Below are 14,658 nucleotides of genomic sequence, written 5' to 3' on the forward strand. Positions count from 1 at the left end.
ATCCGTCTCTCCGCCGCGCGAGGCGCTCCAGCCCTTCGCAATACTGGCTGCGCGGCGGACCATGAACGCCCGTCAACCGCGCGCGGCGCCGGTGGGTCCGCTGTAACCGCGCGCGGCGCCGGTGGGTCCGCTGTGGCGACGCTCCACTAAGAACCTGACGGGGAACGTAAAATTCGTCCTACGAATGAGAACGTCTCATTTATCCAAATCGATCCGCGCAGATTGACAAATGTAAAGTGGTCTATGGGCCGCACGAAGGAAGATTTATGACGTCCAGTTAATCTGGCACGATATTACCCTGAAACGGAGGACTACTCGACGAGATGGGATCGACCTGAATCGTCCGACGTTCAAAGAGACAGAACTGGAGCCCGACTTGATCGAATTCAACGTCCAGACGCTCCAAAAGTTCAATATTCGGCAATCGGGCGCCGATGCCGGTCGACCTTGGCCGGCGTCGCCGGAGGCGACCTTTGCCGACGTCCGAAAAGCCGCGCTCGCCCTGGTCCGCGCGCTGGCGATCCTGATCCTGATCGCGACGCCTTTGCGCGCATCGGAACTCGGCCGCTTCCTGTCGACAATCGATCCGGCCGACCTGATGGACGGCGCGACCGCGTTCGGACCGGTAGGCGCGGATACGCCGACGGCGCCGGTCCTCGCGGGGTCGAAAACCATCGGCTACGCCTTTCTGACGTCTGATTTCGTCGGCACCACAGGGTATTCCGGCAAGCCGATTCATGTTGTCGCCGCGATGACCCCCGACGCGGTTCTGACCGGCGCGAAGCTGGTGGAGCATTCCGAACCCATCGTGCTGATCGGCATCCCCGAGGCCAAGGTCCGCGCGTTGATCGACGGCTATGTCGGCCTCGATCTGAAGGCGGAGGCGGCCGCCGGCGGGGGATCGCATGATCTCGACATCATCTCGGGCGCCACGGTGACGGTGATGGTCATCGACGATTCCCTGACCCGGTCGGGGATCAAGGTCGCGCGGCTGCTGGGTCTCGGCGGGCTCGCCCCCGCGGTTGCGGCGGGGCCGCGCCGCCAGCTCGACCTGTCCGTGGAGGCCGGCCGAAGCTGGGACAGCCTGACCGGGGACGGCTCCGTGCGGCGCCTCCTGTTGAGCGTGGGAGAGGTGAACGCCGCCTTCGACGCGACCGGCGACAAGCGGGCCATGGCCCGCCCCGAAAAGGGCGCGCCGGAAGACGAATTCATCGACCTCAACCTGGCGGTTGTCAGCGTCCCCGCGATCGGCGAGAGCTTGCTGGGCGACGCCGAATACGCCAACCTCGCCGCCTGGCTGAACGACGGCGAACAGGCGATCGTCATCGCCGCGCGCGGCCGCTATTCCTTCAAGGGATCGGGCTATGTGCGCGGCGGCATCTTTGACCGCATCCATCTGATCCAGGGCGATCAGTCGGTCCGTTTCTTCGACAAGCAGCATCGCCGGCTGGGCGGGCTCGCCACACCGGACTCGCCGGACTTTCAGGAAGTCGACCTGTTCAAGATCCCTGCGGACGCCGGGTTCGACGCAACCGAGCCGTTCAGGCTGCAGCTTCTGGTTCAACGGAGCGTCGGCGCCGTCGACAAGAGCTTTCTGACTTTCGATCTCGACTATCGGCTGCCTGAAACCTATCTCGCGCCGGTCGTCGCGGCCCCCGCCTCGACAGACAGCGGCGCCGCCGCCGAGGACGGGAGCGAAGCCGCCGCCAAGCGCGCGCTCTGGCAACGGATATGGCGGGACCGCGCCGTCGAAATCGCCATTCTGGTCGTGATGCTCGGCGTCCTGACGCTGACGTTCTTCTTCCAGTTCCACGTCACCGTGAACGAGCGGCGGTTCTACTGGTTCCGCATGGGGTTCCTGACGATGACCTTGGTGTTCATCGGTTGGTACGCCAATGCGCAGCTTTCCGTGGTCAACCTCATCGCGCTCGGAGCGGCGATGCGCAGCGGCTTCACCTGGGACGCCTTCCTGCTCGACCCGCTGGTGTTCATCCAATGGTTCGCCGTCGCCGCTTCGCTGATCTTTTGGGGGCGCGGCGCCTATTGCGGCTGGTTGTGCCCCTTCGGCGCCTTGCAGGAGTTGAGCAACCAGATCGGCCGCGCCCTGCGCCTGCCGCAATGGACTGTGCCCTGGGGCCTTCACGAACGGCTCTGGCCGCTCAAGTACATGCTCTTTCTCGGGCTGTTCGGCGTTTCGCTCTATTCGGTGCCGCTGTCCGAGAAGCTCGCCGAGGTGGAGCCGTTCAAGACCGCGATCATTCTCAATTTCGTGCGCGACTGGCCGTTCGTGGTCTACGCTGGAGTCATTCTGTTGACCGGCCTGTTCGTTGAGCGGTTTTATTGTCGGTACCTTTGCCCGCTCGGCGCCGGCCTCGCCATTCCGGCGCGGATCCGCATGTTCGACTGGCTGCGCCGCTACAAGGAATGCGGCAATCCCTGCCAGGTCTGCGCCATTGAATGTCCGGTGCAGGCGATCCACCCGACGGGCGAGATCAACCCCAACGAGTGTATCGAATGTCTGCACTGCCAGATGCTCTATCAGTCCGAGGACAGATGCCCGGTGGTGATCAAGAAGCTCAAGCGGCGCGCCAGGGATCAGGTGTCCGCGGCCGCGAACAAGGCTGCGATGGAGCGCATGCTTTCCAAGGACCCGAAACCGAAGGAGATCTGACATGACCGCCGACAAGGAAGAGCAGTCGCTGACGCGCCGACGCATGCTCGGCGCGAGCGCCACGGGGGCCGCCCTGGCCACGACCGGCGCGGGCGCCGCGTGGTTCAACGCCAGCGCCGCAAAGGCTCAGGGCGCGACGCCAAAATACGAACTCTCGCCGGGCGAGCTGGACGAATATTATGGGTTCTGGTCTTCGGGTCAGGCTGGCGAGATGCGGATCCTTGGCTTCCCGTCCATGCGTGAGCTTGTGCGGGTGCCGGTGTTCAACCGGTGCTCCGCGACCGGATGGGGCCAGACCAATGAATCGCTCAAGATCCTGACCGAGGGTCTGTTGCCAGAAACCCGCGAATTTCTGGCGAAGAAGGGCATGAAGACCTACGACAACGGGGATCTGCATCATCCGCACATGTCGTTCACCGACGGCACCTATGACGGGCGCTATCTGTTCATGAACGACAAGGCCAACAGCCGGGTCGCTCGTGTGCGCTGCGATGTGATGAAATGCGACAAGATCATCGAAATTCCCAACGCGCATGCGATCCACGGCCTCCGCCCGCAGCGGTTCCCGCGCACCGGCTATGTGTTCGCGAATGGCGAGGACGAGACGCCGATGGTCAACGACGGCGAGATTCTGGATGAGCCGGATAAATACGTCAATTTCTTCACCGCGATCGACGGCGACGAGATGAAGGTTTCCTGGCAGGTCATGGTTTCGGGCAACCTTGACAACACGGACGCGGATTATCAGGGGAAATACGCCTTCTCGACCTCGTACAACTCGGAAATGGGCATGAACCTGGCCGAGATGACCGAGAACGAGATGGACCATGTCGTCGTTTTCAACATCAAGGAGATTGAAAAGGGCGTAAAGAGCGGCGACGTCCGGATGCTGAACGGCGTGCCCGTCATCGACGGACGCAAGGGCCAGAACAAGAAGTACACGCGCTACATCCCCATCCCGAACAGTCCGCATGGGTGCAACGCCGCCCCGGACGGCAATTACATCGTGATCAACGGCAAGCTGTCGCCAACCTGTTCGGTGATCGATGTGCGCAAGCTCGACGCCCTGTTCGACAGCGACGCGGATCCGCGCTCCTGCATCGTGGCGGAGCCGCAACTGGGTCTCGGACCGCTTCACACCGCCTTCGACGGCAAGGGCTTCGCCTATACGACGCTGTTCATCGACAGCCAGGTCGTGAAGTGGAGTATCGAGAAAGCCGTCCAAGCCTATACTGACGAGGATATCGATCCCATCGTCTCCAAGGTCGATGTGCACTATCAGCCGGGCCACAACCACACCACGATGGGCGAGACCAAGGACGCGGACGGCAAATGGCTGATCTCTCTCAACAAATTCTCGAAGGACCGATTCCTGAACGTGGGGCCTCTGAAGCCCGAGAACGAGCAGCTCATCGACATCTCGTCGGATGACATGAAGGTGGTTCATGACGGCCCGGCCTTTGCGGAGCCGCATGACGTCGTGCTTGTGCGCAGCGACATCGTGAACCCGGTCAGCATCTGGGACCGCGAAGATCCGATGTGGGAGGAAGCCCGCAAGCAGGCGGAAGCGGATGGCGTCTATCTGGAAGACGGCGCGGACGAGCCGATCCGGGACGGGAACAAGGTGCGGGTCTACATGTATTCCGTCGCCCCGACGTTCAGCCTGGAGAAGTTCACCGTCAAGCAGGGCGACGAGGTGACGATCTATGTGACCAATATCGACGATGTCGAGGATCTGACCCACGGCTTCACGCTGAACAATTACGGCGTCGCGATGGAGATCGGGCCGCAGGCCACCGCCTCGGTCACATTCACCGCCGATCGGCCGGGCGTGCACTGGTACTATTGCCAGTGGTTCTGCCACGCTCTGCACATGGAGATGCGCGGGCGGATGCTGGTCGAGCCGGCGGGCGTCTGAGCGATGCGCCTTCGCCTGGCCATTTGCGTTCTCTTCTCGCCGCCAGCCCTCGGCCTGGCGGCGGAGATCGACGTGCGGCCGGGCGATGGCGCCCTGTCGGCGGCACTCGCCAAAGCCGCGGACGGAGACATCCTCCGTCTGCGGCCCGGCGTCTACCGCGACACCCTGGTTCTCGACCGGCCGGTGACGATCGACGGCGGCGGCGCGGCGACGCTGGAAAGCGCCGGAACCGGCAGCGCCGTGACGGTGACCGGGCCCGACGTGGTGGTCCGGGGGCTGACCATTCAGGGGTCGGGATCGTCGCATGAGACCATCGATTCCGGCGTTCAGTTGACCAAGACCGCGGAACGCCCGGTCATTCGGGACAACACGCTGCTCGGCAATCTTTATGGCGTCGACATTCACGGCGCGAAGGACGCCCTGGTGTCGGGAAACACCATCCGCGGAAGGCGGGACCACCGGATGAACGACCGGGGCAACGGCGTCTATGTCTGGAATGCGCCGGGGGCCGTGGTCGAGAACAACGACATCATGTGGGGCCGCGACGGCATCTTCGTGAACACGTCGAAAAACAACATCTTTCGCAACAATATCTTTCGGGATCTGCGCTTTGCGGTGCATTACATGTACGCCAATCGCAGCGAGGTCTCCGGCAACGTCTCGATCGGCAACGACCTTGGCTACGCGATCATGTTCTCCGACCGGGTCAAGGTGACGGGAAATGTCTCGATCGGCGACGCCGAACACGGCGTCATGCTGAACTATGTGACGAAATCCGAGATCACCGGCAATCTGGTGCGCAACGGAGAGAACCGTTGCTTGTTCATGTATAACGCCCACCGCAACCATGTCGCCGGCAACCGCTTCGAAGGGTGCGGGATCGGCATCCACTTCACCGCCGGATCGGAGCGAAACGAGGTTAGCGAAAACGCCTTCATCGGCAACAGGACCCAGGTCAAGTATGTCTCGACGAAATGGGTCGAATGGTCGACCGAAGGTCGCGGCAATTACTGGAGCGACTTCGCCGCCTATGACGTGAACGGCGACGGCGTCGCCGACGCGCCCTATCGGCCCAATGACAGCATGGATCACATCCTCTGGTCGCAACCCGCGGCGAAGATGTTGTTGGGCTCGCCCGCCGTGCAGTTGGTGAAATGGTCGCAATCGGCGTTCCCGGCGCTGCTGCCCGGCGGCGTCGTGGATTCCCATCCGCTGATGCGGCCGGTCGAAATCGACGTTCCCGATCCGGGGCCCGATCCGGAGCATGATCATGCGGGATGAGGCGTTGCGGATCGAAGGCGTCGGCAAACGGCGCGGATCGCGGGCCGTCCTCAGCGATGTGTCGCTTCTGGTCCGTTCGGGCGAGCGGGTGGCGCTTCTGGGACATAACGGCGCCGGCAAATCGACACTGATGAAAATCGCACTGGGGCTGACTCCGGCCAGCAGCGGAACCGTCGCCGTGGCCGGCGCCGCGCCCGGAACGATGGAGGCGCGCCGCGCCACCGCCTATCTCCCCGAGGCCGTCACATTTCACAAGGCGCTGACGGGGCGCGAACAATTGACGCTTTTCGCGCGGCTGGCGGGCGTCTCGAAAGGCGTCGTGGCTGCGTTGCTCGACCGCGTCGGCCTGACGGAGGCGGCCGACCGGAGGCTAGGAACCTATTCCAAGGGGATGCGGCAGCGGTTGGGAATGGCTCAGGTCCTTTTGGGAAAGCCGAAGGTCGTCCTGCTGGATGAGCCGACCAGCGGCCTCGATCCCACGTCCCGGCGAGAGCTTTACGCCATTATCGACGAACTCGCCGCGGGCGGCGCCGCCGTTCTGATCGCCAGCCATGCGTTGACCGAAGTCGAGGCGCGCGCCGAGCGGATCGCGATCATGAAGGACGGACGGCTGGTCGCCGACGACACGCTTCCGAATCTCTCGGAGCGCGCAGGCCTTCCGATCCGACTGCGCGTCACGGCCAGTAGCGGGGCCGCGGACCATGTCGCCGACATGCTTGGCGGGACGCGTGTGAACGGGATGACGGTGGATCTCCAATGTCCGGCGAACGGAAAGATGGACAGGCTGAGACGGATCGTCGCGCTCGGAGACGCCGTTGCCGATTTCGATATCTCGCCGCCGAATCTCGAAGATCTCTACCGTCATTATTCGACGGAGGCGCCGCGATGATCGCCCGTGTTCTCGCAATCGCCGGAACGGAATTCCGAATTGCGTTGCGCAACCGTTGGGTGTTGACGGCGACGCTGATCATGGTGCTTTTCGCGCTCGCGCTCACCTTCGCGGGCAGCGCGCCCACCGGTGTGCTCGGCGTCGACATGCTGACGATCGCCGTCGCTTCGATGACCACGCTTTCGGTCTATCTCGCGCCGCTTCTCGCGCTGATGATCTCGTTCGACGGCATCGCCGGCGAAGCGGAGCGCGGCGGCCTCGCCCTGATCCTCTCCTATCCGGTTTCGCGCGCCGAGATCCTGCTGGGCAAGTTCAGCGCCCATCTTGCCGCGCTCGCGATTGCGATGGCTCTGGGGTTTGGCGCGGCCGGACTTGTCACGGCCGCCCTGGGGGGCGCGTCCGCTGAAAGCCTGATCGCGCTGTTGCGGCTCCTCCTGACCTCCATCCTGCTCGGCGCGGCGTTTCTCGCCCTCGGCTACGCTCTCTCCTCGCTATCGAGCAGCTCGACCGCGGCGGCGGGCCTGTCCGCGGGCGCCTGGCTGATCCTCGTCGTGCTCTTCGATCTTGGCCTGCTCGGCGCCGTCGTGCTCGATGATGGCGGCGTGTTCACGCAGCGCGTCTTCCCCTGGCTGATGACCGCCAATCCCGCCGACGCGTTCCGGCTCTGGAACATCGCCGACGAGACTGTCGCGTTGGCGTCGGGATTGTCCGGCGCGGCGAGCGCCCTGCCGGCGTGGGCCGCGCCGCTCTCGCTGCTGGTCTGGCCGCCGCTCGGATTTCTTTTCGCGCGCTGGTGCTTTGGAAGGGTGGAGCCATGAGGTGGATCGCGCTCATAGCGCTGCTGGCCGCGTGCGACCAGGAAGTGGCTGAGGCGCCCGCCCCGGTCGCCCTGACCGACGATGCGCTGGGGTATTTCTGCCAGATGCACATCGCCGGGCACGATGGCCCCAAGGGCCAGATACATCTTGCGAATTTCCCGCAGCCCCTGTTCTTCGCCCAGGTCCGCGATGTCGTCGCCTACCTGAAAGGGCCGGAGCGGGAGGCGGACATAACCGCGATCTATGTCAGCGACATGGGGTCGGCGCAAAGCTGGGCCCAGCCCGGCGACATGAACTGGACCGACGCGCGATCGGCCCTCTACGTTGTCGGCGCCGATGTCAGGGGCGGAATGGGGGCGCCTGAGATCGCGCCTTTCGCAACCAGGGAAAGCGCGCAGGCCTTTACGCGGCTTTATGGCGGAACGGTGATGACGCTCGATGAAATTCCGGACGATGCGGCTCTCGGCCCCGTCGATCTGGATCGCGTTCTGGAGGACCCCGCATGACATCCGATCTTCCCCGTCGTCGGTTTCTGACCATCACCGCCGCGTTCGCGGCGCTGCCCGCCATGGCGCATGCGTCGGCCCCGGTCGCGGAATGGCGCGGCGCGGCGCTGGGCGCGGGCGCGTCTCTGCGCCTGGTCGGGGTCGACCGCCGCGAGGCGCGCGGCGACTTCGCCGCGGTCGAGGCGGAATTGTCGCGGCTTGAGGACATATTCAGCCTCTACAGGGCCGGGTCCGCCCTTTCCGTTCTCAACCGGGACGGGCGCCTCCCGGCGCCGCCGCCCGAGATGCTGGAGCTTCTGTCGCTCGCCGGGGCGATCCACGCGAGCACGAATGGCGCATTCGATCCAACCATCCAACCGCTCTGGGCGCTTTACGCCGAGACCCCCGGTCACGCGCCGGACCGGGCCATGCTGACCGCCGCGCGCGCGCGGACCGGCTGGAGCGATGTGCGGATCGAACCGACAGAAATCGCCTTCGCGCATCCCCGCATGGCCATGACGCTGAACGGGATCGCGCAGGGCTATATCACCGACCGCGTCGCGGCGCTGCTGCGCGGGCGCGGGTTCAGCGACGTTCTTGTCGATATGGGCGAGATCGCGGGATTGGGGCGTCGCGCGGACGGCGGCGCCTGGCAGGTTGGCGTTGCGGCCCCGGACGGCCGCGTCATCCGCCGCACGACCCTGAAGGACCGGGCGCTCGCGACCTCTTCTCCGATGGGCACGCGCATCGGAGACGACGGCGATGTCGGCCATATTCTCGACCCGCGGCACGGGGCGCCGCATGCGCTGCGCGACATCGTATCAGTCTCCGCGGATCGCGCGGCGCTGGCGGATGCGCTTTCGACGGCGTTCTGCATCATGGACGACAAGGACGTCTCCGCGGCGCTTCTGTCCCATCCCGCCGCCAGGCTCGAAGCGCTCGGACCACGCGTAAGCGTGGCGTAAGGGCGCCGCTCATGCTCGGGAGCCGCAGTCCGGCCGCGCGACATTGAAAGAGGCGGCCGAGAGGCCGTGAGCGCTGCTCGCCGATTTCGATTTTCTGCGTTCCGCCGCCGCGCTACGGTGCCGTCCGGGCGTCATTTTCGAGGAGTCATGGCCAGTGAAGCTGTTTGTCGCCATCATGATCGCCGCTTCCGCCGCGGCCTGCGCCGTCAGCGCCGAGCCGGCGAAGCAGCTTTTCGGCGCTCAAGCGACGCCGACCCTGACGAGCGCACACGCGCCGCTCGGCTCTTACGCCAAAGGATGCCTCGCGGGCGGCGTCCGGCTGCCCGAGACCGGCCCCTCATGGCAGGCGATGCGGCTGGAGCGCAATCGCAACTGGGGGCATCCGGCGTTGATCGCGTTCATCACGCGTCTCGGCGCAGCCGCCGACTCCCTCGGCTGGGAGGGGATTCTGGTCGGAGACCTCAGCCAACCGCGCGGCGGCCCGATGACGTCAGGGCACCAATCGCACCAGATCGGGCTCGACGCCGATATCTGGATGAGGCCGGGATACGCCCGGGAGCTGTCCCGCGCGGAGCGAAGCAAGATCAGCTCCTTCAGCGTGGTTGGCGCGGATCGCCGAAGCGTGAACGAACACTGGACGCCCGCGCACGCCCGCTTGCTCCGGGCCGCGGCTGAGGACGACGCCGTCGCACGGATCTTCGTCAACGCCGCGATAAAGGCCGCGCTTTGCCGCGATGAAGCCGCCGACAACCGGCTCTGGCTCCGGAAAATACGCCCCTGGTGGGGACACGCGGCGCATTTCCATGTGCGCCTCTCCTGCCCGCCCGACGCCGGCGAATGCGAAGATCAGGCCCCGCCGCCGCCGGGCGACGGCTGCGGCGACACCCTTGCGTGGTGGTTCTCGGATGAAGCGCTCAACCCGAAACCCGCGCCCAAGTCGACGCCGAAGCCGGCTCTCACCCTCGCCGATCTGCCGCCCGCCTGCGCCGGCGTTCTGGCCGCGGAATGATCGCCCTCGCCCTGGCCGCGGCGCTTCTGGCGTCGCCGCCGACGCTTTTGCGTGCGGATCCGTTTTCTTCCGCGATGGCGACGAGAAGCCGGCCGATGACCTTCACGGCGCCTCCGAACGGGCCGCTGATCTTTCGCGGCGCCATCGCCATCCATCCGCCGGAGCTGCGGTTCGGCGGCATATCCGGGCTGACGATGGAAGGTCCGCGTTCGGTTCTCGCAATCACCGATTCTGGCGACTGGATCCGCTTCGAGCTCGACCTTGTCGGCGGGCGGCTGGTCGGGGTGGGGGCCGTCCGGATCGCGCCAATTCTGGGCGCGAAGGGAGAACCGGCGCCGAGAGGCGCGCGCGACGCCGAAGACCTGACGCGCGATCCGGAAACCGGCCAGGTCTGGGTCTCCTTCGAAGGCTATCACCGGATCTGGGAGTTCGCGGAGCCGGGGGGGCCGGCGAGCCGCACGATCAGGCATCCGGCATGGGCGCAGCTGAATGAGAACAATGGGATAGAATCGCTGGCGCGCGCGCCGGACGGCGGCCTCTGGGCGATCGGCGAAGCCGCCAGCGATGGGCGCTTCACCGCATGGGTGAACCAGGGCCCTGATTGGGAGATGAAAACCCTGCCGCAACGCGGGCCTTTTGCCCCGACCGGCGCCGCGTTCGGCCCCAATGGGTATCTTTATGTCACCGAGCGCGCCTTCTCCTTCACCGCCGGCTTCAGGTTTCGCCTTCGCCGGTTCAAATGGGGCGCGGAACCGGAGCCGCGCCTTGAAGAGGAGCTTATCTCGCTCGGCGCCGAGACGGCGATCGACAACATCGAAGGCGTCACGCTCTGGCGCGAGAACGGGCGAACCTTCCTGCTCATCGCATCGGACGACAATTTCATGCCCTTCGAGCGCAATGTCCTGGCGCTGTTCGAAGTGACGAGGTGATGCGGCGGGGCGTTTAGCTCGCCGCCGCGAGAAGCTGCGCGTTGCCGCCGGCGGCGGTCGTGTCGATCGAGAGCGATCGCTCGGCGGCGAAGCGTTCGGGAGCGACCTCCTCGGTGATCAGCCGGACGATGGGGCCCGGCCGGGAGGCCAACGCGCGGCGACAGAACGCCACCATCTCCGGATCCGAAAGCGCCACCGCGTCAAACGGCGCTCCGGCGAAGAACGCGTCGCCAGGGCGCCCGTCAAGCGCGGCCAGCGGCAGACGCGGATCGAGGAGCGGGCCGACGACGCGCGCGGCGTCCGGTCCGATGGCGAGCACGGCGTTTCCAACGCGAAGCGCCTGAACGACATGGCCGAGAAGCGCCGGACCGCCGCCGACGCAGACCACGCGGCCAAGCGGCGCAAGCTGCAGACGGTTCGACTCCCCGGTCGGCCCGGGCAGGTCCAACGGCCCGCAATCGAGCGCCGCCGCCGCCGCCATCGCCGCCGCCGCGCGCCCGCGCAACAGCTTGCGCAGCACATCTATCCGGTCTTCCCTCGCACGCCACGGCCCGGGCGCGCTTTTCTCCAGAAGCGCGCGCGCCGCCGCCTCGTCCAACGGGGCCGCGTCCTTCACCGGCGCCGGAGACGGGCCCGGCGCCGGGCGGCTCCGAAACCGCGCGAGATAGTGCGGGCCTCCCGCCTTCGGCCCGGTGCCGGAGAGCCCCTCCCCGCCAAAGGGCTGGGAGCCGACGATGGCGCCGATCTGGTTCCGATTGACATAGAGATTGCCGACCTCGGCCGTGTCGACGATGGTCTGGACGCGCCGGTCGATCCGGGTGTGAAGCCCCAAGGTGAGCCCGTAACCCTTTGCGTTCACCGCGTTCATCACCGACTCGATCTGGTCGGCCGCGAATGTGGCGACATGCAGAACCGGCCCGAAAATCTCCCGCTCGATATCTTCGATCCCCGCCACCCGGATCGCCGCGGGCGCGGCGAAGACGCCTGTCTTCGGCGCGGCGATCCGGTGCAGGAGCCGCCCCTCAGCCCGCGCCGCCTCGACATATGTGTCGATCATCGTGCGCGCCTCTTCGTCGATCACCGGACCGATATCGGTGTCGAGCGCCGACGGATCGCCGAGACGAAGCGCGTCCATCGCGCCGAAAAGCATCTTCAGAAGCTTCGGCGCGATATCCTCCTGCACATAGAGGATTCTGAGCGCGGAGCAGCGTTGCCCGGCGCTCTGGAACGCGGAGGCGATGATGTCGCGGACCGCCTGCTCCGGCAACGCGGTGCTGTCGACGATCATCGCATTCAGCCCGCCAGTCTCCGCGATCAGCATCGCCTCAGGCGCCGTTTCCGCCAATTGCCTGTCGATCAGCTTCGCAACCTCGACCGAGCCGGTGAAGCAAACGCCGCCGAGACGCGGGTCCGCGGCAAGCGCGGCGCCGACATCGCCCGCCCCCTGAACGAGGCGCAGCGCATCCGCCGGCACGCCCGCCTTATGGAGCAGCCGAACGCCGAGCGCGGCGATGAGCGGCGTCTGCTCGGCGGGCTTGGCCACCACCGCGTTCCCCGTCGCCAGAGCGGCGGCGATCTGCCCGGTGAAGATCGCGAGCGGGAAATTCCAGGGGGAGATGCATGCGATTACGCCGCGCGCGGCGCCCGGCGCGCCCTCGATCCCCGCAGCGTAGAACCGGAGAAAATCCACCGCCTCGCGCAACTCCGCCACCGCGTCGTCAAGGGTCTTGCCCGCTTCTCGCGTCACAAGGGCGATAATTTCGCCGAAATGCGCCTCGTAAAGGTCCGCCGCCCGATTCAACGCCGCCGCCCGGTCGGCCGCCGGGCGCGCCGCCCAATCCGGCGCCGCAGCGGCCGCGGCGGTCAGCGCGGCGCCCACCTCCTCCGGGGTCGTCCACGTCACACGCCCGACCAGCGCGCCGGTCGCGGGCTCGCGCCGCTCCTCGCCCTCCTCTCCCCAGACATGGGCGCGGAATGGCGCGGCGGCGGCGTCTATCTCGGCGAGGTCGCTCTCTCCGGCGATGTCCCACCCTTTCGAGTTCCGACGCTCCGGCGCGAAGAGATCCGCCGGCGCCGGCAGCAGCGGGTTGGGAACCGGCGCAGCCTCCAGCGTCTCGTAAGGGTCGGCGGCGACCTCCTCCGCCGGAACCGACTCGTCCGTGATCTGGTTCACGAAGCTGGAGTTGGCGCCGTTCTCCAGCAACCGCCGGACCAGATAGGCGAGCAGGTCCTCATGCGCGCCGACGGGCGCGTAGATTCGGCAGCGCACGCCGGTCTGCTGATGGAGCGCCTCGTGTAGCGCCTCCCCCATGCCGTGAAGACGCTGAAATTCGAAGCTCTGGTCGACGCCCCCGGCCATGCCGAGAATCGTCGTCGCGCTGTGCGCGTTGTGGGTGGCGAACTGCGGATAGATCCGGTCCCGCAGCCCGAGCAGCTTGCGCGCGCAGCCGAGATAGCTCACATCCGTCGCCGCCTTCCGCGTGAAGACCGGATAATGCGAGAGCCCCATCACCTGCGCCCGCTTGATTTCGGTGTCCCAATACGCGCCCTTGACCAGCCGCACCATGATCCGGCGGTCCAGCTTCTCCGCCAGCGCGTGAAGCCAGTCGATCACCAGCGGCGCGCGCCGTTGATACGCCTGCACGACGACGCCGAATCCGTCCCAGCCTTTCAGGGACGGCGCGCTCAGCGCGGTCTCGATCACGTCGAGCGACAGATCGAGGCGATCGACCTCTTCCGCGTCCACGTTCAGGCCGATGCGCGCGGCCTTCGCCTTTTCGGCGAGAGAGAGGAGACGCGCCGCGACCTCGGGCGCGCTCACCGCCTTCTGCCTCCGTTCATAGCGCGGGTGAAGCGCCGAAAGCTTCACCGAAATCCCCGGATTGGCGCCGATGTCGTCCGATTTGGCCCGGCTCGCGATCGCGGCGATCGCGGCTTCGTAGGCGGCGAGATAGCGGTCCGCGTCCGCCATCGTGCGCGCCGCCTCGCCGAGCATGTCGTAGGAATAGGTGTAGCCCTTGGCGACCATGGCGTCGCCCCGTTTCATCGCCGCCGAGATCGTCTCGCCAAGCACGAAAGCGGACCCCATCTCGCGCATCGCGGCGCCGACGGCGCGGCGGATCACCGGCTCGCCAAGCCGGCGCACCATGCCCCGGAGCGCCCCGGTGACGCCGGTCTCCTCATCCTCCAGCACCCTGCCCGTCAGCATGAGCGCCCAGGTCGAGGCGTTGACGAGGATCGAGCCTGAATCCCCGATATGCGCGCCCCAGTCATGCGGCGCCACCTTGTCCTGGATAAGGTCGTCTATCGTCTCCGAATCCGGCACGCGCAACAACGCCTCCGCGAGGCACATCAACGCCACCCCTTCGGTGGTGGAGAGGCCGTATTCCGCGAGAAAGCTCTCCATCAGCCCGGGCGCCCCGGCGCCGCGCACGGCGCGGACCAGTTTCGCCGCCTCCGCCGTCGCCGCCGCGCGGTCCGCCGGTGAAAGCGCCGCCATCCGGATCAACGCCGAGACGCATTCAGCCTCGTCGGACTTTTCTGCATTGCGGAGCGCGCGGCGAATCTGATCCATGGCTGAGTCTTCCGGTTGAGACGTCTGACGCAGGTTAACAGGAACCGGCGCCAGATCGACCTTAATTGATTGGCTTCACGCCATTTCGCAGGGATCGTTCAACAAGCGCGCGCGACAGG

General features: G+C 66.4%; 10 protein-coding genes. 9 read left to right on the top strand and 1 reads right to left on the bottom strand.

What is annotated here, in order from left to right; all coding sequences use genetic code 11:
- The first annotated feature begins 502 nt into the window (after positions 1 to 502).
- The 9 genes from WG921_RS07695 to WG921_RS07735 all read left to right on the top strand — a co-directional run bounded on the left by WG921_RS07695 (position 503) and on the right by WG921_RS07735 (position 10,965).
- The gene (locus tag WG921_RS07695; protein ID WP_413788573.1) at positions 503 to 2,671 is read left to right on the top strand and encodes a 4Fe-4S binding protein; all 2,169 of its coding nucleotides are present in this window, start codon (positions 503 to 505) and stop codon (positions 2,669 to 2,671) included.
- A 1-nt stretch (position 2,672) separates the two neighbouring features.
- Positions 2,673 to 4,589: a TAT-dependent nitrous-oxide reductase gene (gene nosZ, locus WG921_RS07700; RefSeq protein ID WP_340108635.1), complete on the top strand. Its 1,917-nt coding sequence runs from the start codon at positions 2,673 to 2,675 to the stop codon at positions 4,587 to 4,589.
- A 3-nt stretch (positions 4,590 to 4,592) separates the two neighbouring features.
- Positions 4,593 to 5,870, top strand: a complete 1,278-nt coding sequence (locus WG921_RS07705; RefSeq protein WP_340108636.1) for a nitrous oxide reductase family maturation protein NosD — start codon at positions 4,593 to 4,595, stop codon at positions 5,868 to 5,870.
- A complete protein-coding gene (locus WG921_RS07710; protein ID WP_340108637.1) occupies positions 5,860 to 6,759 on the top strand; it encodes an ABC transporter ATP-binding protein in 900 nt (299 codons plus the stop codon). The genes WG921_RS07705 and WG921_RS07710 overlap by 11 nt, the downstream gene beginning before the upstream one ends.
- On the top strand, positions 6,759 to 7,577 hold the full coding sequence (locus WG921_RS07715; protein WP_340108926.1) for an ABC transporter permease: 819 nt from the start codon (positions 6,759 to 6,761) through the stop codon (positions 7,575 to 7,577). Before WG921_RS07710 ends, WG921_RS07715 begins: the two co-directional genes overlap by 1 nt.
- Positions 7,574 to 8,083 (top strand): nitrous oxide reductase accessory protein NosL, encoded by a 510-nt coding sequence (locus tag WG921_RS07720; RefSeq protein ID WP_340108638.1) that lies wholly within the window; start codon positions 7,574 to 7,576, stop codon positions 8,081 to 8,083. The genes WG921_RS07715 and WG921_RS07720 overlap by 4 nt, the downstream gene beginning before the upstream one ends.
- Entirely contained in the window at positions 8,080 to 9,027 is a 948-nt protein-coding gene (locus tag WG921_RS07725; protein ID WP_340108639.1) for an FAD:protein FMN transferase, read from the top strand. Before WG921_RS07720 ends, WG921_RS07725 begins: the two co-directional genes overlap by 4 nt.
- Before the next feature lie 154 nt (positions 9,028 to 9,181).
- On the top strand, positions 9,182 to 10,036 hold the full coding sequence (mepA, locus tag WG921_RS07730) for a penicillin-insensitive murein endopeptidase (protein ID WP_340108640.1): 855 nt from the start codon (positions 9,182 to 9,184) through the stop codon (positions 10,034 to 10,036).
- Positions 10,033 to 10,965, top strand: a complete 933-nt coding sequence (locus WG921_RS07735) for an esterase-like activity of phytase family protein (protein ID WP_340108641.1) — start codon at positions 10,033 to 10,035, stop codon at positions 10,963 to 10,965. Before mepA ends, WG921_RS07735 begins: the two co-directional genes overlap by 4 nt.
- 13 nt (positions 10,966 to 10,978) lie before the next feature.
- Here the strand turns inward: WG921_RS07735 and putA are convergent, their stop codons facing one another.
- On the bottom strand, positions 10,979 to 14,539 hold the full coding sequence (putA, locus tag WG921_RS07740; protein ID WP_340108642.1) for a bifunctional proline dehydrogenase/L-glutamate gamma-semialdehyde dehydrogenase PutA: 3,561 nt from the start codon (positions 14,537 to 14,539) through the stop codon (positions 10,979 to 10,981).
- Positions 14,540 to 14,658: the final 119 nt, after the last annotated feature.

It is taken from the genome of Paludibacillus litoralis (genome assembly GCF_037646705.1).
Classification (GTDB): domain Bacteria; phylum Pseudomonadota; class Alphaproteobacteria; order Rhodobacterales; family Rhodobacteraceae; genus Pikeienuella; species Pikeienuella litoralis.

Coding starts and splice junctions, on each gene's coding strand:
- nosZ (WP_340108635.1), top strand. CDS start 2,673: ATGACCGCCGACAAGGAAGAGCAGTCGCTGACGCGCCGACGCATGCTC.
- WG921_RS07705 (WP_340108636.1), top strand. CDS start 4,593: ATGCGCCTTCGCCTGGCCATTTGCGTTCTCTTCTCGCCGCCAGCCCTC.
- WG921_RS07710 (WP_340108637.1), top strand. CDS start 5,860: ATGCGGGATGAGGCGTTGCGGATCGAAGGCGTCGGCAAACGGCGCGGA.
- WG921_RS07720 (WP_340108638.1), top strand. CDS start 7,574: ATGAGGTGGATCGCGCTCATAGCGCTGCTGGCCGCGTGCGACCAGGAA.
- WG921_RS07725 (WP_340108639.1), top strand. CDS start 8,080: ATGACATCCGATCTTCCCCGTCGTCGGTTTCTGACCATCACCGCCGCG.
- WG921_RS07735 (WP_340108641.1), top strand. CDS start 10,033: ATGATCGCCCTCGCCCTGGCCGCGGCGCTTCTGGCGTCGCCGCCGACG.
- putA (WP_340108642.1), bottom strand. CDS start 14,539: ATGGATCAGATTCGCCGCGCGCTCCGCAATGCAGAAAAGTCCGACGAG.